This window comes from Vibrio sp. Vb1026 (assembly GCF_033338745.1).
Lineage (GTDB): Bacteria > Pseudomonadota > Gammaproteobacteria > Enterobacterales > Vibrionaceae > Vibrio > Vibrio alginolyticus.
In genome coordinates, this window is record NZ_JAWOTH010000005.1 from 167,942 (window position 1) to 187,269 (window position 19,328).

The 19,328-nt window shown below is 41.6% G+C and carries 22 protein-coding genes; 7 read left to right on the forward strand and 15 right to left on the reverse strand.

Annotated elements, in window-relative coordinates:
- Positions 1-77: 77 nt before the first annotated feature.
- Together R7E47_RS10705 and R7E47_RS10710 are read right to left on the reverse strand one after the other, a co-directional pair.
- On the reverse strand, positions 78-263 hold the full coding sequence (locus R7E47_RS10705; protein WP_318084273.1) for a helix-turn-helix transcriptional regulator: 186 nt from the start codon (positions 261-263) through the stop codon (positions 78-80).
- A 160-nt stretch (positions 264-423) separates the two neighbouring features.
- Positions 424-861 carry an RNase H family protein gene (locus R7E47_RS10710; RefSeq protein ID WP_318084274.1) on the reverse strand — a complete coding sequence of 146 codons (438 nt, stop codon included), beginning with the start codon at positions 859-861 and terminating at the stop codon, positions 424-426.
- A gap of 225 nt (positions 862-1,086) precedes the next feature.
- Here R7E47_RS10710 and radC point away from each other — a divergent pair, with 225 nt between their 5' ends.
- From radC to R7E47_RS10735, 5 genes are all read left to right on the forward strand, one after another.
- Entirely contained in the window at positions 1,087-1,563 is a 477-nt protein-coding gene (gene radC, locus R7E47_RS10715) for a RadC family protein (protein ID WP_318084275.1), read from the forward strand.
- Positions 1,560-1,985, forward strand: a complete 426-nt coding sequence (locus R7E47_RS10720) for a DUF2787 family protein (protein ID WP_318084276.1) — start codon at positions 1,560-1,562, stop codon at positions 1,983-1,985. Before radC ends, R7E47_RS10720 begins: the two co-directional genes overlap by 4 nt.
- Before the next feature lie 26 nt (positions 1,986-2,011).
- Positions 2,012-2,440 carry a DUF2787 family protein gene (locus R7E47_RS10725; protein ID WP_318084277.1) on the forward strand — a complete coding sequence of 143 codons (429 nt, stop codon included), beginning with the start codon at positions 2,012-2,014 and terminating at the stop codon, positions 2,438-2,440.
- 208 nt (positions 2,441-2,648) lie between these two features.
- Positions 2,649-3,209 carry a tyrosine-type recombinase/integrase gene (locus R7E47_RS10730; protein WP_029834113.1) on the forward strand — a complete coding sequence of 187 codons (561 nt, stop codon included), beginning with the start codon at positions 2,649-2,651 and terminating at the stop codon, positions 3,207-3,209.
- A 101-nt stretch (positions 3,210-3,310) separates the two neighbouring features.
- Complete coding sequence (locus R7E47_RS10735; protein WP_318084278.1) at positions 3,311-3,796, forward strand: lecithin retinol acyltransferase family protein; 486 nt, start codon at positions 3,311-3,313, stop codon at positions 3,794-3,796.
- A gap of 50 nt (positions 3,797-3,846) precedes the next feature.
- Here the strand turns inward: R7E47_RS10735 and R7E47_RS10740 are convergent, their stop codons facing one another.
- Entirely contained in the window at positions 3,847-4,509 is a 663-nt protein-coding gene (locus R7E47_RS10740) for an inovirus Gp2 family protein (protein ID WP_318084279.1), read from the reverse strand.
- Positions 4,510-4,941: 432 nt separating this feature from the next.
- On the opposite strand from R7E47_RS10740, the gene R7E47_RS10745 reads away from it, so the two are divergent.
- Positions 4,942-5,952 carry a hypothetical protein gene (locus tag R7E47_RS10745; RefSeq protein ID WP_318084280.1) on the forward strand — a complete coding sequence of 337 codons (1,011 nt, stop codon included), beginning with the start codon at positions 4,942-4,944 and terminating at the stop codon, positions 5,950-5,952.
- Positions 5,953-5,996: 44 nt separating this feature from the next.
- On the opposite strand, the gene R7E47_RS25505 is transcribed toward R7E47_RS10745, so the two are convergent.
- The 6 genes from R7E47_RS25505 to R7E47_RS10770 form a co-directional block, all read right to left on the reverse strand.
- On the reverse strand, positions 5,997-6,275 hold the full coding sequence (locus tag R7E47_RS25505; RefSeq protein ID WP_202640110.1) for a YkgJ family cysteine cluster protein: 279 nt from the start codon (positions 6,273-6,275) through the stop codon (positions 5,997-5,999).
- The gene (locus R7E47_RS10750) at positions 6,272-7,978 is read right to left on the reverse strand and encodes an ATPase (protein WP_318084281.1); all 1,707 of its coding nucleotides are present in this window, start codon (positions 7,976-7,978) and stop codon (positions 6,272-6,274) included. The genes R7E47_RS25505 and R7E47_RS10750 overlap by 4 nt, the downstream gene beginning before the upstream one ends.
- Before the next feature lie 61 nt (positions 7,979-8,039).
- Positions 8,040-9,104: a chemotaxis protein gene (locus R7E47_RS10755; protein ID WP_137281645.1), complete on the reverse strand. Its 1,065-nt coding sequence runs from the start codon at positions 9,102-9,104 to the stop codon at positions 8,040-8,042.
- A 2-nt stretch (positions 9,105-9,106) separates the two neighbouring features.
- On the reverse strand, positions 9,107-9,499 hold the full coding sequence (locus tag R7E47_RS10760) for a TerB family tellurite resistance protein (RefSeq protein WP_318084282.1): 393 nt from the start codon (positions 9,497-9,499) through the stop codon (positions 9,107-9,109).
- Positions 9,480-10,466 carry a WYL domain-containing protein gene (locus tag R7E47_RS10765; protein WP_318084283.1) on the reverse strand — a complete coding sequence of 329 codons (987 nt, stop codon included), beginning with the start codon at positions 10,464-10,466 and terminating at the stop codon, positions 9,480-9,482. The genes R7E47_RS10760 and R7E47_RS10765 overlap by 20 nt, the downstream gene beginning before the upstream one ends.
- Before the next feature lie 336 nt (positions 10,467-10,802).
- Positions 10,803-11,132: a hypothetical protein gene (locus R7E47_RS10770; RefSeq protein ID WP_033905924.1), complete on the reverse strand. Its 330-nt coding sequence runs from the start codon at positions 11,130-11,132 to the stop codon at positions 10,803-10,805.
- A gap of 409 nt (positions 11,133-11,541) precedes the next feature.
- Here R7E47_RS10770 and R7E47_RS10775 point away from each other — a divergent pair, with 409 nt between their 5' ends.
- Positions 11,542-12,231, forward strand: coding sequence for a GGDEF domain-containing protein (locus R7E47_RS10775; RefSeq protein ID WP_268853807.1), 690 nt, complete (start codon positions 11,542-11,544; stop codon positions 12,229-12,231).
- A gap of 159 nt (positions 12,232-12,390) precedes the next feature.
- Here the strand turns inward: R7E47_RS10775 and R7E47_RS10780 are convergent, their stop codons facing one another.
- From R7E47_RS10780 to R7E47_RS10805, 6 genes are all read right to left on the reverse strand, one after another.
- Positions 12,391-12,816 (reverse strand): phosphate-starvation-inducible protein PsiE, encoded by a 426-nt coding sequence (locus tag R7E47_RS10780; protein WP_025768316.1) that lies wholly within the window; start codon positions 12,814-12,816, stop codon positions 12,391-12,393.
- Between the two features lie 168 nt (positions 12,817-12,984).
- Positions 12,985-13,824, reverse strand: a complete 840-nt coding sequence (locus R7E47_RS10785; RefSeq protein WP_005379372.1) for an ABC transporter ATP-binding protein — start codon at positions 13,822-13,824, stop codon at positions 12,985-12,987.
- 35 nt (positions 13,825-13,859) lie between these two features.
- On the reverse strand, positions 13,860-14,717 hold the full coding sequence (locus tag R7E47_RS10790; protein ID WP_005379371.1) for an ABC transporter ATP-binding protein: 858 nt from the start codon (positions 14,715-14,717) through the stop codon (positions 13,860-13,862).
- A gap of 9 nt (positions 14,718-14,726) precedes the next feature.
- Entirely contained in the window at positions 14,727-16,553 is a 1,827-nt protein-coding gene (locus tag R7E47_RS10795; protein ID WP_158157112.1) for an extracellular solute-binding protein, read from the reverse strand.
- Between the two features lie 37 nt (positions 16,554-16,590).
- Positions 16,591-17,634: an ABC transporter permease gene (locus R7E47_RS10800; RefSeq protein ID WP_005379369.1), complete on the reverse strand. Its 1,044-nt coding sequence runs from the start codon at positions 17,632-17,634 to the stop codon at positions 16,591-16,593.
- Position 17,635: 1 nt separating this feature from the next.
- On the reverse strand, positions 17,636-18,661 hold the full coding sequence (locus R7E47_RS10805; protein ID WP_137281642.1) for an ABC transporter permease subunit: 1,026 nt from the start codon (positions 18,659-18,661) through the stop codon (positions 17,636-17,638).
- Positions 18,662-19,328 lie beyond the last annotated feature (667 nt).

Consider the following 19,328-nt stretch of genomic DNA (forward strand, 5'->3'; position numbering starts at 1 on the left):
GCAGTAAAACAAAATCTTGAGCTATCAAAATCATTAAGTTAAGTGAATAGCTCAAACCTCGTTGCCACTATTCGTTATCAAGAGTCTATTTGCTCAATTTTGCTCATCATCCAATCTTCTACATCACTTTCAAGCCAAGCCTTACGCTTACCTGATACAGTGAAGTTTTTTGGAAACTCTCCAACTTTCATTAGCTCATAAATAGTGCTTTTACATAGTGTTGTTTTGGTTATCACTTGCTCTAAGTTAAGAAAATTCAACATTTTAAAACCTTGTTATGTAGTTCAACTCATAACAAAGGCCGCGGCGTTATTTTTTACTTTTCCTGTACGCCTAGCCTGAGGGTACAGCTAACAATTCCTGAACAAAGCAGCGCATAAGATGAATCACTTGCTGGCAGTACCAGCAAGTGATTCATTATCTTTACAACTGACGGTTCGCCGCTGCGAGAGCGTATCTATAAGCTGCACCTTTTCCTGCTGAACAGGCTGCGACTTTTCTCACCTCAACACGTTTCTCCGCGCTTCTCTCATCCACCAGCCTCCAGAGCTCTGCATTAGCTATCGATTCTTTATTTGCTTTACGCCAATCTCGTCGCTTCCAGCCATCTAACCACTCATTAAAGCCTTTGACGCAATAATCGCTGCTTGAATAGATAATATCGCCATCTCTCGCATGCTTTAACCCAAAAGCAAGCGCTGACAGCTCTAGGTAAGTTTGGTCTGCGACATAGCCAAAATACTCCCAATCTTCATGTTCAATGCACGCATCATCATCGATCACGATTAAGCCAACACCACCAACAAGACGACCTCTTTGCTTTCTCACCATGGCCGCTTCTACATAAATTTCTGTATTCATTGTCATACTCTCCAGAGACTAAAAAGCCGATACATCCTCTGATTCGGCTTGGTTGTTAATAACTTGCTTTACAGCGATTTCTACATAACAACGGCAAGTAAGTTATTTTTTACCTGTCTCTGGCACGCTTGCTTTCTCCCTTCCAGCCCTAACAAGCCGATTTAAAACCCTTCCAGATATATTTCATCAGTACGCATAACCAAACAGATAGCCCAAGGAGCCCTTATGCGTACCCCAAATACTGACCATGACTACCCCTTTGAGACTTCAGAACTCAATGAACTGCTAGAGCGTGCAGCCGAGGCGCTGGCTGTGAAATACAAACGTGAAGGCAAGTTCACCAACCCCACCAATGTCAAAGAGTACTTAAAGCTCAAATTAGGAGCACATGACCGAGAAGTGTTTGCTGTAATGTTTCTTGATAATCAACATCAATTGATCAGTTTCGAAGAGTTGTTCTTTGGCACGATTGACGCCGCTTCGATTTATCCCCGTGAAGTATTGAAGACAGCACTAAACCACAACGCTGCCGCTGTGATTTTTGCCCACAATCATCCTTCCGGTATTGCTGAGCCTAGCCAAGCCGACAAACGCATTACACAGCGACTTATCGACGCTCTGAAGCTCGTGGATATCCGTGTCTTAGACCACATCGTTGTTGGTGAAGACTGTGTCTCATTTGCTGAAAAGGGATTGATATGAGTGAGTTTATTGTTTCCGGGCTTAATGATGAGCTCGTTACTCCGATGCATTGCTTTCTCGATGCCCTGTTATTGGACAACACCATTCCCAATACAGTTGAACGATTGGCGTTAAACATTCGCTCTCAAGAGACTGACCAACGATTTCAGCCCATTGAAATTCAACTAGAACGCACATCCAGTGATTCGCCCTGGCAGCTTCGCTTTATCGCAACCTTTGACATTGTCGTCACAGGCACGCCACAAAAAGAGTTATCGCTGTATTTCAACTTCACAGGGTGTTGGTTCTATCACCCTGAGATTAAGCAGTGCAGCTTACAACGGCCAGAAGTACAAACCTTACTCGCCAGCTGGCTTAAAGCAGTAACTCACTCACTCATCGCACACTCTGCAATCTCAATCGACATTACCCCCATTCGCTAATCTCCATTTCCGTCAAAGAGGTCGCTATGAATCAAGCTGCTAACCTGGCTATGTTCGCATGCAAGCGAGCAAAGCCTTCACACCAACTCAAAGACTTAATCAAACGCTCTATTCATGATGTTAATTACCGAGGACGGTTAACTATCCGATTTAAGGACACCAGTTACCACCCGAAAGATGGAGGGTTTCATCCTATCTCTATCACTATCGATATGAAAGACCGCCATATAGCCATTAGGGAGATAACGGACCGCGTTTATGTGGGCGACGAAACGCCGGAACTGGTTCCCGACCTGACTTTTGATTTTGCTAACAACGTCGCTTTCGCGCGCTTTAGCGGCTGGCTGGGCATGCACCTACAAGAAACCACAGAGCTGTATGAAATGTGGGAGTGTAACTTTCTAGCTTATGTGGCAATGGATGCTTACAACCAAGTTCAGATTAAGTGTGGCTAGTAACCAGAGCCAATCCACTTACCACACCGGAACACTCCCCTCCGTAACCAAACATTCAACAAAACCACTCGCATAGAGCTACACCGATACCTGCTTCCCATATTGTTAAAACGGGAAGCTTCAATCCCTTATTGCACAAGGGTTTCTTGATATCGTCGGCTCTGTGCTTCTCAAAACATCCTTCTACAGACAAAAAAGGAAGCAGATTATGGCTGAGGTCCAAGCAATCAAAGATGATGACACCATACGCCTGGTTGGTCATCTATTGAGTATTCGTTGTAATCCGCAAATGGCCGATGTATGGCATATCGGATTAAACCTAGCACTGAGGATTTCTGATTTATTATCGATTCGCTTTGAAGACATTCATGGTGACCGACTTATTATTCGTGAAAGTAAAACTGGCAAGCTGGCAAACATTCAGCTCAATACCAAAGCTCAGCAGCACATTGCTAGATTAAGGGAGCAGCATCCCGACCACATCTACTTATTTCAATCCCACCGATGCCAACAGTTGAAAAACAAACCACCGCAGCCAATCACGCGACGTGCTGTGTCCATGGCATTTCAACAAGTAGGCCAAGAGCTAAATATCGCTTTAGGTACTCATTCGATGAGAAAGACGCGAGGCTACTTTCTTTACCAATCCACAAAAGATATAGGCCGTGTAATGAAAATGCTTCGTCACACATCTGAGGGCGTCACGCTTCGCTATATCGGTATCACTCAAGATGAAGTCGATAAAGACTTTGTTTCTCTTGAACTTTAAACCGGATCATTTAGTGAGGGGGCGGGACCGTCAATCCCTTATAAACATTAGGCTCACAGCCTTTTTGAGTTTCGCAATTAATACATTTGAGAGCAAATAACATGAACCCATATCACGCAATAGGCAGCTTATCGAAAAGTTTAATCCAAAACTTATTCTGGAAAACCAATCACCCAATCAGAGGTAGCATTGTGTATTGCGATCTCGCATTTGGATATGCTGAACATTCAGGTGTCTACGTGGGAGACGGACGTATCATCCATCGTAATGGCAAAGGTCTTATCGAGGCCGTATCAATTCATCAATTCCTAGCAGATACCACAGCCCTTTCCATTTACGTGAGTTGCAATGCTCACGGCAACTCTACTGGCAGTGAGTTTACCGCTCAACTAGCAGAAGCTATGCTTGGTGTACAAACAGACTATTCCCTATTAAATGAAAACTGCCATCAGTTCTGTAGCTACTGTCTAGGTGGTGACATATTCTCCAACACCTTCACATTAACTCAGCTTAAAGGTGACGCTTATGCGCACATTCAAGCGAATCAGTGGCGTGTATGGGATTTAAGGCATCGTCATAAAGGATAAGGGGATTCTCTCCCCTTTTTTGCTTTCTAGATAACGACCTTGGTTCGAACCTAACGAATACTTCGACCTATACAGCGATTACCCTCGTCATTATGCTTTGTAGCATACTTGGCAAAATAACTGAGTCTACAGAATAAGTCGTTAAACTGTTCAATAAAGTCCTCGCTTTTTCTCTCAAGGACATAACATGCATTGTCAGGGAAGTGCACAAGGCGACGGATAGTCTCAACATCACAGTTAAGTGCACTAGCCCAAGCACTGGTGATAGTCCATGCTAGAGAGCCTTCTCTTGTAATACTGCCCAACCTCCCAAAACGATCCTCATTTAGGAGTAAAACAAAGTGATAGTGGTCATGTTCCGATTTATCACGCTCCCTAACCCACACGAACCTAACGGTACAAGGATAAACTCTTATCCCTTTGCGGTGACATCTTCGTTCATGTGCCTTAAGTTTGGCCTTGAACGACTGAACAAATCGAGTAGCTAAATCTGTACGTCGAATGGCTAAAGCCTCATTGCCCAAGATTTCATCACGGCTAAGGCAATCAAGAAAATCACCTTTAGGTTGGCGAAGATCAAATCGAACAGCAAAAACCGTCGGGTACTCATCGACAGCGTTATCCATTGGTACGCGGATAACCTCCAGATAATCGCAGTTAAGATCATATGATGAGCCTAATGTGGGTAATCCTTGGTAGGTAGGTTTCTTCATGAGATTAATTCCTGTGTTGTTTATCTACAGGAATCTCTTCTCATATGATTTTTTACCGTATGCCCCTAACCTACTTGAGGTAGGTATAGCTCTTCTAACTAACTCCTTTGACTAAATATATTAACCATACCGTCACTTAAACCTGGCTTGTTACTCGGTCACAAACCAGCTCTGACAACACTCCATCTATCGCACAAAGTATGAAATTCACTCTCAAGTTATCAAGAACGAAACGAAAATCATCACTGAAACAAAGCGTAATCACGATTAAAGCCATACCAAACAACACTTCAAAAGCCAAATCCATCAACAATAAATTACTATGTAATCACTATTAAGTTATTACTAAAACAACATTAAATTAATGAGTAACTGTTATTGAAATGATAATCTATTACTAACGTGATTATGTTTTTAATTAGAGAAGTAGTAATGAATGATTCTGATATGTTACAGGCTCACTCGTGGCGTGAAGCTATTTACCTTGCAAGAGAAATACGCAAACAACATTCCATTGATACAAGCTTTATTGAGTCTTGTAATACTTTGGTACAAGCAAATAAGTACCTCAACAGATACCTATCCGAGTTAGAAGAATGTGAAGGTAAATCACAACTAATTGCAGAGGTCCGTGAAAAGTTCGAAGCCAATGATCAAATCTCGGAAGACGAGTTGCGTTTCCTAAAGGACAATCCAAGAGCCTGTGGTTTCTGTATCACGTTCCTTTTGTTTCACTCGGAACCTGACTCAGCAGCTTTCTTCTCAAATAATGAAAACTCACGTTTTGCACAGAAAGAAAAGTATAACTTTTCACCAGTCGCATCGAGTTCTTATGGTAGAAAAGCAAGACCAACGTCCAACGAATTTAGAGAGCATCCTGTGCCTTTGAGGTTTTTTACGCGGACAGATGAACTACGACAATTCGTCGACCATAACGCGCGTTTTCGCTATGTTATTGAAACATTACACCATAGTAATGTTGACTTGGGAGGGCAGCTCTATTTGGTAAATTTGATTCACGATCTATGGGCTCAATGTACTAATCAATCCAGCGAAAACCAAAAGTTTATCGATTGGCTTGACCATAAAAGTGAAGATCAAATTACAAGCTGTATAAAGTACCTGAAAAGAAATTTAGATGGGTTTATCTTACCTTGGCAACCAGTAGTTACTAGTGAAAAGTACCAAGCGCTAGTCGCCTATTTCGATTATCAATTACTAATGAAACCAGCTGAGACAACATTAGTAATCCAAAAAATGAAAGCATCTTGGAATCAAAAAAAGTTTCGAGAGAAAACGAAGGGCAAACGCCCCTATAGTGTTTCTATGACAGACCGAACTAAAACACGGCTAACATGGTTGGTGGAGCAGGATGACTCCAATATCAGCGATGTAATCAAGAAACTTATCGATGAGAAGTATGATCAGCTTAAGCTTAAGTAAGTGAGACTTGCCATAGATATGCTGTTTTGTAGAACACCTTATGTTTATGCAAATTTATCAGGCAAGCTCTCACATATTGATAGGTTTATATCAACAAACGCTTGCCAAGTATAAGTAGAAGCATAATGCCTTCTATACTGTAGTTCTACTCGACAAATATCCGGTCTCGTGTCATAGATACGACATTGTTTATTTTCCACATTGAGATGACGGCAAATGCCGTCACCTCGGTCCAAGTTCTTGGTCTCTGCGGATAAATCAACATTCGCACAACATTTACCGCATGAATAGCAAGGGAAAAGATTTAGGGTAACTTGGTTCATAAACTCATCAACCAAGCTCTAGTACTATCTAGGTTGTTGTCTTCAAAAGGTAACTCTATCTCTCTTCGACTTACTTCTTTCGACAACATCATACTTCTTTCGTATTCACAACTAACAGATTCTAAGTTGTCGACAAGTCCAGCTAGTTCATCAGGTGAAAGATTAAACTCAACTTTGGAAAGCTCAATCAAGTATCGATCAAGTTCAGCATTTACCGTCTGGAAGTATTCCAAGGTTCTCTTTTCTACTGACTTAAACTGATCTAGGTAATCCCATACTTTTCGCATTAATTTACTGTGATCTAAAAAGTATGTGATACCAATAGTCATTATGCCCGTAGCCACCGCGCTAACAAACGAGGCTAGTTCAATACCGAGAGGAAATGTCATCAGCGAGGCTAACTGTTGGTTAAGCATCACTCCCATTGCAACCGCAACACCAGTAGATAAAATACGTGTAACTTCTCGCACCAAAGCACCAGGGCTAAGTCTCTGCGGATTAAAGAACAAGACTTTAGCAGCCGAAACTAGACTTGACCAAGTTTCACGGAGGAGTTTTCCAATCAACTTTTGAGTGGTGAAAAAGATGTTCATTATGGTCGAACTTAAGCTAGACAGGGCACCCGCTAAAGCCCCGTTTTTAAACTCTTCCAGAATATCTTTGAATCGAGTTTTGACCCTATCCCAAATTTTTAGTGCGGTAACCTTTAGCTTATTTAGGAACTTATCAAGTGTGAAGTTTTCTTCTTTATCTTTAAAGAGCTGAGGAATTGTATCTTTTATTTCAAACCAAACTTCAGCAAGAACAAGCCCTAATGCTTGTCTAACCCCCATAGCGAAACCAGCTTTACTAGACGCCATAGCAGTACTCTTAAAAAACTTACTGCTGGTATAGTAAGTGAAATTGATCTGCTTATCGTACTGCTGTCTTGCTCTCTTATCCGCCTCACGCATTTTGTCTTCATCAAGACTCTCAAGAACAGCAACCTGTTCACTTTGCTTGGTGATTTTATCTGCTAGTTTACGTTTTTCATGCTTTTGCTGTTTAGTTTCCGAGGGCATAGAAGCTAAACGCAGTTTATCTCTTTCAATATTTTTACGCTTGTTCTCAATTGTCCTTGGTACAACGGTTCCTAAGAAATCATCCATAGAATGATCTGACTTGAGGTTGTTGATGTAATAATGTGTCGATTGAAAATTTGAGTTCTGATTAGCAAGTTCTACGCCGTCTAGCCCTGCAAGCACTCTTCCCGCATCATTATGGACTTCATGCGATGAAATGATGTGGTCTAGTTGGCGTTTTTCATCCTGAGACATAAGCTGGTTACGATATTCGTCTGGCAAATTACCATCATGTTGCAGCTTTTTGTCTTCCTTTCCCTTCGCCTTATAATTCTGATGAGAGTGGTAACGATCTTCTCTTTTGGGTTTGTTCTTTCTATCAGTTACGATACTTCCGTCAGCATGATGTTTAACTGGTTTGTAATCCCCTTTATTCGCATACTCTGCTTGAACACTCTTTGAGACATAGATTTCAGCATCACCTTTTTGGTGCTGGCGAACATTGTGAACGGTTGCAACATCGCCACCTTTTTTGTCTTCAAAAAGTAAAAAGTCCAAACCGAACGTCGTTACTAGACTTTTAGTAACCGTCTTATTTAGCTCATCGACTAGCGCAAAATGTTGTGAATTGGTTTCTGACATACCATACAGCTCCATTGAAAAGGGAGAAAAACCTCCCTTTATATCTCTTCGAGAACAATACTTACTTGTGAGTATTACTCGACTTTGCAAGCGTAGCTTTTATTCCAGGCTCATTGATCACTTGCATTCCATCGCTATCAGTTTCAATTTGAACAATGTTTTCATCATTTAATACCACATTACCCTGTGCGTCTTTTTTAGGTTTAAACAGCGGTGTTGTAATGATATCAGTGAGAATAGCGGCAATTTGGTAGCCATTTTGAATTAGACGAATAACGTCATCTTCGAACTTGGAAATGTCAGCTTTGTTCGATAGCAATTGTTCAAAAGCTTTTAGGCTATCAAAGTATTCTTTAAATACTGAATACAGGCGTTCTATCTCTTTGTAAATTCTATCGGCATATAACTTAGTTTTGGCTAGTTGTTTGCGCCCCTTCTCCATCTTACCTACAGCTTCGTTAACTTCTGCTCGAGTTTTTCTTGCATCGCTTAATGCTTCCTCCGCATGAGAGGCAAAAGCCCACCCAGCAATCGCCATAATAGGAGCTGCAACAACACCACCAAGAACCATCGCACCTCCAGCCATACCAAAGCCACCAGCAGCAAGGGAACCTCCGCCAATAGCGGCCATAGTTGCGTTATATGCAGCAGCGCCAGATAGAGCGGCAATCGGTGTTCCTGTTGAAGCGGCAGCCATAGCCATAACGCCACCGTATACAGCATATGCAGCGGCAGCACCAGCAGCACCAGCTCCAGCGACCTTACTCATGTAAGCTGTTGTAGATAACGCGAGACCATCTATCTCATCAAGCTTATGCTGAGGGAAGTCAATTTCTAGGTCCTTAGAGTTGGATTGGTTCAATTTAACTAAAAGCTTTTCTGCAATTGTTCTGAACTCTTTAAAATCGTTACCAACTTGTAGTTGAAACTCACCGAGGCTGGTTAAACTTTTATTTGTCTGTTCATTCTGTTTGTCAAAGACAGTTCTCTCTTCATCGTACTTTCTCTTTGCAGACTCAATAATATCGTTTGCTTCAGACTTATCTTGATACCCGTCGTAGCCTTTTTTAGCTCCATAACTTGCTGCTGCAACAGCAGCACCTGCTAAAATAAATGGTAATGGCATGTTTATTTCTCCAAAAATTTTTCTGCTTCGAGCACAAGAGCCATCTGGCGCTGAACCCAATCCTTTAACTCTTCAATGATTGACAAGTCCACATTTAGGCTTTCCGCTACACTTTTTATGAAATTGTCTTCACTTTCTGCAATTACCTGATCCGCGTAAGCAACACCAACTAATTCAATTAGAAACGCCATTTGCTGCGCCTTTTCTGAAAAGATCTCAGAAAGCTTTTTAATATCAAACGTTTTATCTAAATTTGCACTGTTGTTACATTGAGCAGTGATTCCCTCCAAAAGTAGAGTTTCTCGTTCATCAACGTATCCATCAGCTGCAATTAACTCCTTAGAGAAGTAATATAATGCGGCTTGTTGTTCATCATTAAGGTGCTGAATAAACATTGCTATTTCCTTTCTTTTTATAGATGTTACAGACGTCTGTTCCAAAGCTCTTAAGCCACTTATCAAGTAAGAATGAATCAATGACTGTGGCTGACACTCTATAGGTACTTCCCAACTCTTCTATGACCTGGTCTTCCGACAACGGTGTCTCAACAAGGTGGTATCCAGCCTGTTTATCTATATCAAACTGAACTCGACACAACTCTCCCTCGCCAAAACCAAATCTTCCGTCAGAATCGTATTTAGCCAACGAAAAGCTCTCCGGTCTCTTGAAATTAAATGACGAAACTATCGCATCATTTATACGATGAACGGCTAAGCTTCTTTCATTGTTGAACCCGTCAAACCGGCACACTAGATAAAGTCGAACTCCTTGCTGTGCAAGGCCGAACGGCATAACTGTAGATGTTCTAACTTGCTTATTGGCATTGTGATAGGTTACGGTCAATAAACGATCTTCATACAATGCCTTACTTATATTTTCCAAAACTTTGTTATCAATTTTTGGCGCTAGAAGAGGTTGAGACTCTCGCACTACTTTGATTTTATCTTTCCACACACGATCTTTATGGTTTTTAGGGTCAAACTCGAGGTTATACCTAGCCTCTGTAAAGTGAGGTCTTAGTGACTGCATTACATCTTTTGGTAGCAGTAACTTTAGGTGCTTCTCTGCTAAAGCCAAGAGTAAAGATTCATGAGCATTAAGTGAGCTCACTCCTAGTGCGTGACTATTTCTATCAAAACTGTACCCATAAGGCTTAGAGCGAGTATCCCTATCTATGGGAAAGTGTTCACTCAACATCTCTAGATTGCGTTGTATTGTTCTTATATCTCTCGAAATGCCTATTACTTCTAATTGCTCTCGTATTTCTAGAGCCGTTATCTTTCTGTGCTTAGGGATTCGTTTAAGTATTTCAAGCACAAGAACTAATGAGTCTTGTGTACTTTTTCTTTTCGACAAAGCCAAGTTATTCCGTTGTTTAAATCTATCGTGACATTCGTTCCATAAATGAGAACATCGATACTATACATGTGAAACTAATCCATCATGTGACTTAATGCACACAAATTATATTTGATTCCAGCGACAAGTTGTGTCGCACAAATATCAACCAGAAAAAGTTCAAAAAATAACGAATTTTACTTCGGTATACTGATCTCAGAGGTAAGTTAGCGACCGTCAGCTACAAAGTCAGCACGTTAGAGGAGAATGAGATCGAAACATCGGAGGAGGGGGCTAAGTTGATGTCGTTATCCCTCCCATAACCTTGTGCTCATGAGAGGGTAGCGAAAAGTAATAATATTATCGCTCTAAATTATCTATAGCTCTAATCAAGCTTTGTGCTTTCCGGTCATTTTCAAAAGCTATTTTTTCTCTAAGATTAAGCAGGGCTTTTTTTGCTGCCTGATCTTTTGCAAATAGATTACCGTCTTGTAATGCAGCAATAGCAAGAGCCCTTTTTAAAGGCGAATTTTTGTCTTGCTGATTATTTCTATCATAGTAATCTCTGACGCGCTCACTTGGAGCTCGATTTACCTTTTCCCATTGTTCTAAGGTTTGAGTTAAAGCAGCATCATTCACTGCCTTAACTGCCGATTTTCCTGCACTAACCAATGAATCGAAAAATCCCATAATGACTCCTTACCAACTGTTAATTCAACGTTGTTTATTTTGTAGTTAAACAATCTATCAATACGACTAAAACAGATAACCTTTAAAAGCCATGCTTCTGAGATCATTGCACTCATAACTGAATACTCTTAATGATCGACTATAAAAGTTACTTTTGATCACCAATAGGCTACCAATAAAGATTATTAATTTTTCTTACACTTAGATAACTTACATAGATAAGTGAAATATAAATTAATAAAATCAACAATAAAACTCCACTACTAATGCTACTGTCTACGATTGAATGCGACACATCATGTCGCAGCCAAAATGTTTCCAGCAATAGATTCATTTAACCACCTACTACGACATAACTTGCCGCATAACAAAGTAACCTAATATCAATCAAGATATTGAAGGTAACGATATGTCAAAAAGTAAAGGCAACACTCATGCCCGTAGCATTTCTCTTATTGATGAACAAAACATGTCCCTCCCTAATAATGTTGGACTTAAAAACATACTAAAAAAAATTTCAGACTTAGAGATTGAAAATCAAAAACTTACAAATAGAGTTTTACTCTTAGAGAAGCGTTTAAGTGTTGATTTTTTGACTGGTTTATCTTCTCGTGCTCAAGGCATTACACACATAGAGTCTCTAATTCAAGACAATGATATTGGAACTTTCTCACTGGTATTTATCGATTTAGATCAGTTGAAGAAAATTAACGACTCTGCTGGTCACGTTGTCGGAGATAGAATGATTGAAAGACTAGGTAATATCTTGAAAAAAATGCAACTACCAAAGCAGACGATAGCTAGGTTTGGAGGAGATGAATTCATTGCCATCCTCCCAAACTACGACCACCAAAAAACCACGAGTTGGTGTAACTGCTTACAAAAAAGAACTAAGCTTCAGGAGCCAATACGTATTGATGGACAGCATTTCTACCTTTCTGTTTCAGTTGGATCTTACGTGTACCATAAGGCAAGAGAGCCTGAACATTTAGATGCAAAGCAACTAATAGAGAGAGCAGACAAAGATATGTATAAAAACAAACAAAGTAAAAACGACTCACTCAAAAGTTATATCTATAAAGCACCAATCGGTGGGTAATGTGGTGGTTAAAAAATACAAAATAATGACTTAAATTAAATAAATTATTGATATAAATGAATTTTAATAAATAAATCAACATTCAGATCCAAAACATTGAATGATCTAAAAGTCATCGAGTATTGAAACAAAAAAGCCCCGCTAATACGGGGCTTTCTTTTATTCGTCTTTTTCCAAGGTACTGTTATCAACGTAGGGCCAATAATGGTGCCCAATTCTGATCAGCAAAGTAGCCGCAGCCAAAATAAACGCAGCCAGAGATAACCACACAACCAAAACTGCATCCAGCTCTTTCATTCCGAGAGTGATATAGCGGGCGATTGCCATCATCGCGATATAGATAGGATAGCGTACCGGAATTTTACCGTTCATCACGAACTGCTGCACCATGGCGAGCACTTCCAGATAGATAAACATCAAAAGAATATCTGTGAGTAAGACACGCTTCTCTACAAATACGTGCACAAACTCTTGCATCATGGCGTACAACGTCGCCAAGGTAATAGAGACTAATAACACCGCCTCCAAAATATGGAAGATTTTCAGGAAAGGTCGACTAAAGGATTTCGGTAAATTCGACGGCATGGTCCATTATCCAAACAAAGAAAATAGGCCTTGAGTTTAGCATGCAACGATCTTCAATCAATCAGAATAAACATCAGTGCGAATCGACTCCAAGTCCTGGCATTTGCTTATAAAAATGCTCCGCTTATTTGGCGGAGCGCTTTTGTGTTATAGGACCTGTGGCATCACTTACGCCACTTGCTGCTTTTTTTCAGCTACGCGCTTTTTCTTCCGATATTTAGGGTGAGTGATCGGAATCGCAGATAGGAGTTTTTTGGTGTATTCGTTTTGCGGGTTTGCATAAATTTCTTTAGCGCTGCCTGCTTCTACCACTTTACCAAAATACATCACGGCAACTTTGTCAGAGACATGTTTCACCACCGAGAGATCGTGAGAGATAAATATGATCGCCAAATTCATTTCTTGTTGCAGTTGTAGCAATAGGTTCAAGATTTGCGCCTGTACCGACACATCTAACGCAGATACCGATTCATCACAAATCAGTAGTTTAGGCTTCAATGCAATCGCGCGAGCAATACCGATACGCTGCCGTTGTCCGCCTGAAAATTCATGTGGATAACGGTTTACTGCCGTTTCTGGTAATCCCACTTTGATTAAAAGCTCTTTTACCCATTGTTTACGCTCTGTTGGCGTGCCAATTTTATGAATAACAAACGGTTCTTCCAGAATCATACCGATGGTATGACGCTGATTGAGTGACTCCATTGGGTCTTGAAAGACGATTTGCATGTCTTTACGCAGCGAGCGCATCTCTTTAACAGACAATTTAGTGATGTCTTTACCTTCAAAGAAAATCTTACCTTCCGTTGGCTCGTATAACTTTAAGATCGTGCGACCAAGGGTGCTTTTACCACAACCTGACTCACCAACTAGCCCCAGTGTTTCACCTTCAGAAACAGACAGTGAAACCCCGTCTACCGCTTTGATGGTGTAGCCTTTCTTGAACAGCCCTTTACCAGAAACAAAGTGCTGCTTAAGATTTTCAATTCTTAATACTTCTTTTGCCATAACATCCTCTTTTATGACTGGTTCACTTTGCTCAGTTAACTGGCAAACATACTGGCATCAATAGGCTTGATATCGATCATCTGCTTTGGCTCATTATCTAAGCTCGGCATCAACCCCATCAAACGCTCTGTGTATGGGTGCTGCGGGTTATCAAACAACTCAAAAATTTCTGCTTTTTCGACAATACGCCCACCATACATCACGGCAACATCATCACACACTTCTGCCACAACCCCGAGATCGTGAGTGATGAAGATCATTGCCATGCCTGTTTCTTCCTGAAGCTCGTTCATCAGTTCAAGGATAGACGCCTGAACCGTAACATCCAACGCTGTAGTCGGTTCATCACAAATCAGAATATCCGGCTTACAGGCCAATGCCATCGCGATCATGACACGCTGGCGCATACCACCAGATAGGTTATGGGGATACTCATTCAATCGCTTCTCTGGCATTGGAATTTTTACTTTTGCCAGCATCTCAATCGAGTACGCCTCCCGCTCCTTTTTGTCGAGCTCAGGTCGATGGAGCTCAAGCACTTCACATATTTGACGACCAATGGTGTGCACTGGGTTGAGCGCAGTCATCGGGTCTTGGAAGATGATCGAAATGCGATCGCCACGCATGGCGTACATCTCTTCCGCAGGCAAATCAACTAGGTTGGTGCCGCGATAATTCACTTCACCTTTAATGATGTTGCCATATGGCTTAGGTAATAGCCCCATGATCGACATTGAGGTTACGCTCTTACCACTACCTGACTCTCCCACCAGGCCGAGTGTACGTCCAGCTCGCACATCAAAGTTCACACCATGCAGAACCTTCACTGGCCCATCATCGGTGGTAAATTCAACTTCGAGATCTTTAACACTTAGGATTACATCGTTTTCCATAACCAATCCTTACAGCTTATAAGTGTCATCTACGACAACGACAGGTTCAAAAGCTTTGTCTGACTTCATCGCTTGTTTCGTTTCTTTTTTGATATCACTATCAATCCAGTAAGTGCCATCGCCTATGATTGCACCACTGAACAGCGCCTCTGTCATGCGATTCATTGGCTTATCTGGAAACTTTAACCAGCGCCAGTGACCATAGCGGACATAAGGAACCATGTAGCCTGGGACGATAACGTGAGCATCAATGATGTCACGCTGAATCTCATGACCTAGCTGGATCTTTTTATCCATATCCATGCCAAAACGATACTCGATGATCTTTTCATCCAGTTCAGGCGTGCTGTAGTTTGTGAAAGAGTTAGTTTGCGGCTTGTTCGCATTGACTGAATGGAAATACTCCCAATACGTTGGGATCTCAGACGTACCCATATCTAAGAAAGCCAAATCGTGCTTTTTCTCACGTACGTATTTGAACATGGATGAGCCATCAACTAACTTGAGCTCAATATCCAGCCCTGCTAGCTTGGCTTGCTCACGCAAAAAGGCAATACGAGGAGTATGAACAGGTGTTCCGTAGGTCAGCTCGAAGCTTAAGCGCTCACCTTTATCATTGACACGAATACCATCAGAACCAATTTTGTTAAAGCCTGCGGCTTCGAATGCCTCGGCCGCTTTTGCGGGATCAAACTTCGGTGCCTTAGCATCTGGTAGGGTGTATTTACCATGACCATAACCGGTCGGGTTCGGTTTACGGGAGTAGTCGCCACGCATGACATTCTCTATCATGCCATCAAAGTCAATCGCGTAAGTAATGCCCTTGCGAATGTTTAAATCATCCAGCAAAGGCATCGCGGTGTTCATCCATACACCACCAGCCCCAACTGGAAATTGGTTGTAACCCCAGAACTTGTGAATGTATCCCTTTTGGTAAGGTTCCGTATTCGATTTATCATGCCATAAGCTTGGTAAAACAAGACCAAATGCATCCAGCTTCCCTTTCTCAAAGTGCTTCATCGCGATATCACTGTCGCGAATCACTGTGATGCGGATTTTGTCGACATTATAGCGATGTTGATAATACTTATTGCTGTAACCCCACCAGTCTTCACCGACATGTTTGAAGGTCACACTTTTACCTTTTTTAATGTCATCTAGGTAGTATGCACTGGTCGTTGGTTCACTTTTAAAATTGTAGTAGCGGACAAAGTTGTCATGTATACCGTCACCATTTTCATCTTTTGAAGGGTTAGCATAAAAATGTGCGGGACGTGGGCGCAGAGCCCCCATTCGTAACAGCAATTCTTCCGGATTGAACTCTTTCGCCGCCTTAACAGCAAACGTGTGAGTGTCGTACTTGATAACATCCGCAATCGTTTTGTTGTAGTAATCGTTGTACCAAGGTTCCAAGATATCTTTGGAACGATAAAACTTCAGCATGAACACGAAATCGTCGGCAGTCACAGGTTTGCCGTCCGACCATTTGGCCTCAGGGTTGAGTTTGAAATAGACCGTTTTGTTGTCACCTGCTAACGCCCACTCGTTAGCAAGCTCAGGGATGAACTCTAAAGTATCTGGGTGGCGGACCACCAAGCCTGGTGTTTCATCTAAGATAAAAGAACGTAGCCCTGCATTAGCGTCTGGACCAACACTACGTAACGTCTGTGGGAAACTTGACATAAAGGTGCGATAAGTCCCTCCACGTTTCGCTTCTGGCGAACCATATTGAGGCTCATCCCAGTTTGTTTGCCAGTTTAAGTCAGTCGGAAGCGTTGCTGACATTGCACCAAAACTCAGGGCGCTCAGCGTGGACGCTAAAAATAATTTCTTCATAAAACTTCCCTTTTTATGTTTTGCTCACAATGCTCGCTTAAACATAGCGTGTGAATTTTTTCGGGTCGAAAGCCGCTCGAATGGCTTCACCAATAAAGGTCACCATTACCAGAACCAGAACAATAGAAGTCACTACTGACGCAACAATCCATGGCGAATCTAAGTTTGACTTACCTTGTTGCAGTAGTTCACCCCAACTTGGCGTTGGTGGCATCAAGCCTAATCCTAGGTAATCGAGAGCAGTCAGTGCTGTGATGTTAGCTGCAATAGTGAAAGGCGCTAGGGTTACAATCATCACCATCGTATTTGGCAAGATGTGATTAAACAAGATACGTCCGGTCGATGCCCCTAAAGCACGAGCCGCCATTACATATTCTCGTGCCGCTTCTTTATAGGTCATGGTCCGCATGTACCATGTCATACCCATCCAAGTGAAAAGCACGTTAATAGCGACAAAGAGAGCGAACGTCGGCTGAACGATTGAGACAAGAATCATAATGACGTACAAAAACGGGACCATTGACCAGATTTCGATAAGTCGCTGTACAAACAAGTCAAATTTACCGCCCCAAAAACCCATAGCACAACCGACTGCAGTACCGATCGCGTAGGAAATGGCCATCGTAAGCAACGCAAATCCCATCGCCGTTCTGAATCCGTAGACGAGTCGCGCCAAAATATCGCGACCTATCACATCTGTACCTAAATAATGCTTATTTTCGGCACTAGGCGCTGTTGGCGGGAAATCACCACTAAAATCTTGTTCGTATGGGTTCCACGGCACAAGCGGCAAAATAACAAAGTTGTCGCCCCCTTCAGCCTCAAACGCTTTTTGCAGTACACGATAATCGGCTTCACTGGATGACTCTTGGCCGAATTCGCTACCTAAACGTACGTCACTGACAACAGGAAAATAGTAGCTACCATCGTACTTGACGACTAGCGCTTTACTGTTGATCAAAAGTTCGGCGAATAGAGAAAGGATCAACATGATAGAAAGAGCAACAAACGACCAATAGCCTCGTTTGATCTCTTTAAAGTGACGAATTTTCTTTTGAGTTAATGGACTAACTTTAATCATGTTACGCTCCAAACTTCACACGTGGGTCGACTAAAGCAACACAAATATCTGAAATGATGTTACCAATGAGCAGTAACAACGCATTAATGGCGACAATACCCATAACAACAGGGTAATCACGCTCCATGATTGATTCGTAACCCAATAAGCCAATGCCATCAATATTGAAGATAACTTCAATCAGGAAAGCACCGGTCATGAAGAACAACAAAGAGTTACCAAAGTGACTCGCGATTGGAATTAAGCTGTTACGCAACGCGTGCTTACGAACTGCTTTTTTGAAAGGTAATCCTTTCGCAATTGCGGTGCGTATGTAATCTGAGGAAAGGTTTTCCATCAGGTTATTTTTCATTGTCATCGTCAGCGTGGCAAAATCACCAATGAGGTAACAGATCAAAGGCAACACCGCATGCCACATAATGTCTTTAGCGCGTTCTAAGAAGGTTTCGTAATCGTCGAAGTCATCGCCGACAAAACCTCCCATCGGAAACCATTCCAAGTGATAACTAAATAACGTGATCAGCAATACACCCACCACATAACCTGGTAGCGCGTAGCCTACGAAAATGAGTACTGAAGAAGCGGAATCAAACACAGAACCGTGCTTGAGTGCCTTATAGTAACCAAGAGGAATCGAGATAAAATAACTAATAAAGAAGGTCATGCCGCCATAAAACAACGACACTGGCAAACGCTCTGCGATCATGTCCGAGACAGGCTCGTAGTAACGCGTCGACTCGCCAAGATCTAGCATTACCAAACGACTTAACCACTCGACGTACGCTTCCGTTACTGGTTTATCCAGGCCATAAAACGCATTCAGCTCCGCGATTTGATCGTCAGAAAGGGCCGTATTACCACCCGCAGACGTCATTGATGCGGCGCCGTCCCCCTGGGACTGCATTTGTGACAACATGCGTTCAACAGGTCCGCCAGGCACGAAACGAGTGATAGCAAAGATGAGAATAGTTATCCCGAGAAACGTTGGGATAACCAACGCCAAACGGCGTAAAAAGTACGACAGCATATACAACTTGCTCCTTGTCTACTGTCCAGTTCAAACGGAGTGAAAGAGAATATTTTCCGCCCAAAATGGTGCATATTTATCTCGTAGTAACTAAAACTGTTGAAGCACACTCCCTGCGCCTCAAGAGCTAGACTTTTCTACTACTGCAATAATTTCAGCGTCATATTTATCTTGAATCCACATCAGCTTCAAGTGTTTGAAATCAAAACATGACAAACTTCCTTCGATGTCGAAAAACAGAAATGTTTTTGTAAAAAATTATAAAAAACCACAAAAATAATTCATACAGAATATCAATCTAGGCTGTTTAGAGCCAAAACCCTACATAAAAATGCACCCTACACACATAAATAGACACATAATCCAAGGTTATATTTGACCTAAAAATACGAGTGAGCCCTTTAACCGCAATGGGTATCATATTTTGATACCACCTAATAAGTTCGAGCTAACAAAGTATGGATTCGATATAAAACTCATCTCAGAACAATTCACTGGAAAAATATCTTTTTCCAGATTCAATTACCCACTAAAAAACCATAGGCAAGATAAGTCATTAAAGTTTATAAGAAACACAAAATACGGTGTTTTATTGAAATTTAATCTCGATTCATAAACCTTATTCGGTTTTTTATTCCGCCTTTTAAATAAAGCCTGGTTATTTACA

Coding starts and splice junctions, on each gene's coding strand:
- R7E47_RS10705 (WP_318084273.1), bottom strand. CDS start 263: ATGTTGAATTTTCTTAACTTAGAGCAAGTGATAACCAAAACAACACTA.
- R7E47_RS10710 (WP_318084274.1), bottom strand. CDS start 861: ATGAATACAGAAATTTATGTAGAAGCGGCCATGGTGAGAAAGCAAAGA.
- radC (WP_318084275.1), top strand. CDS start 1,087: ATGCGTACCCCAAATACTGACCATGACTACCCCTTTGAGACTTCAGAA.
- R7E47_RS10720 (WP_318084276.1), top strand. CDS start 1,560: ATGAGTGAGTTTATTGTTTCCGGGCTTAATGATGAGCTCGTTACTCCG.
- R7E47_RS10725 (WP_318084277.1), top strand. CDS start 2,012: ATGAATCAAGCTGCTAACCTGGCTATGTTCGCATGCAAGCGAGCAAAG.
- R7E47_RS10730 (WP_029834113.1), top strand. CDS start 2,649: ATGGCTGAGGTCCAAGCAATCAAAGATGATGACACCATACGCCTGGTT.
- R7E47_RS10735 (WP_318084278.1), top strand. CDS start 3,311: ATGAACCCATATCACGCAATAGGCAGCTTATCGAAAAGTTTAATCCAA.
- R7E47_RS10740 (WP_318084279.1), bottom strand. CDS start 4,509: ATGAAGAAACCTACCTACCAAGGATTACCCACATTAGGCTCATCATAT.
- R7E47_RS10745 (WP_318084280.1), top strand. CDS start 4,942: ATGAATGATTCTGATATGTTACAGGCTCACTCGTGGCGTGAAGCTATT.
- R7E47_RS25505 (WP_202640110.1), bottom strand. CDS start 6,275: ATGAACCAAGTTACCCTAAATCTTTTCCCTTGCTATTCATGCGGTAAA.
- R7E47_RS10750 (WP_318084281.1), bottom strand. CDS start 7,978: ATGTCAGAAACCAATTCACAACATTTTGCGCTAGTCGATGAGCTAAAT.
- R7E47_RS10755 (WP_137281645.1), bottom strand. CDS start 9,104: ATGCCATTACCATTTATTTTAGCAGGTGCTGCTGTTGCAGCAGCAAGT.
- R7E47_RS10760 (WP_318084282.1), bottom strand. CDS start 9,499: ATGTTTATTCAGCACCTTAATGATGAACAACAAGCCGCATTATATTAC.
- R7E47_RS10770 (WP_033905924.1), bottom strand. CDS start 11,132: ATGGGATTTTTCGATTCATTGGTTAGTGCAGGAAAATCGGCAGTTAAG.
- R7E47_RS10775 (WP_268853807.1), top strand. CDS start 11,542: ATGTCAAAAAGTAAAGGCAACACTCATGCCCGTAGCATTTCTCTTATT.
- R7E47_RS10780 (WP_025768316.1), bottom strand. CDS start 12,816: ATGCCGTCGAATTTACCGAAATCCTTTAGTCGACCTTTCCTGAAAATC.
- R7E47_RS10785 (WP_005379372.1), bottom strand. CDS start 13,824: ATGGCAAAAGAAGTATTAAGAATTGAAAATCTTAAGCAGCACTTTGTT.
- R7E47_RS10790 (WP_005379371.1), bottom strand. CDS start 14,717: ATGGAAAACGATGTAATCCTAAGTGTTAAAGATCTCGAAGTTGAATTT.
- R7E47_RS10795 (WP_158157112.1), bottom strand. CDS start 16,553: ATGAAGAAATTATTTTTAGCGTCCACGCTGAGCGCCCTGAGTTTTGGT.
- R7E47_RS10800 (WP_005379369.1), bottom strand. CDS start 17,634: ATGATTAAAGTTAGTCCATTAACTCAAAAGAAAATTCGTCACTTTAAA.
- R7E47_RS10805 (WP_137281642.1), bottom strand. CDS start 18,661: ATGCTGTCGTACTTTTTACGCCGTTTGGCGTTGGTTATCCCAACGTTT.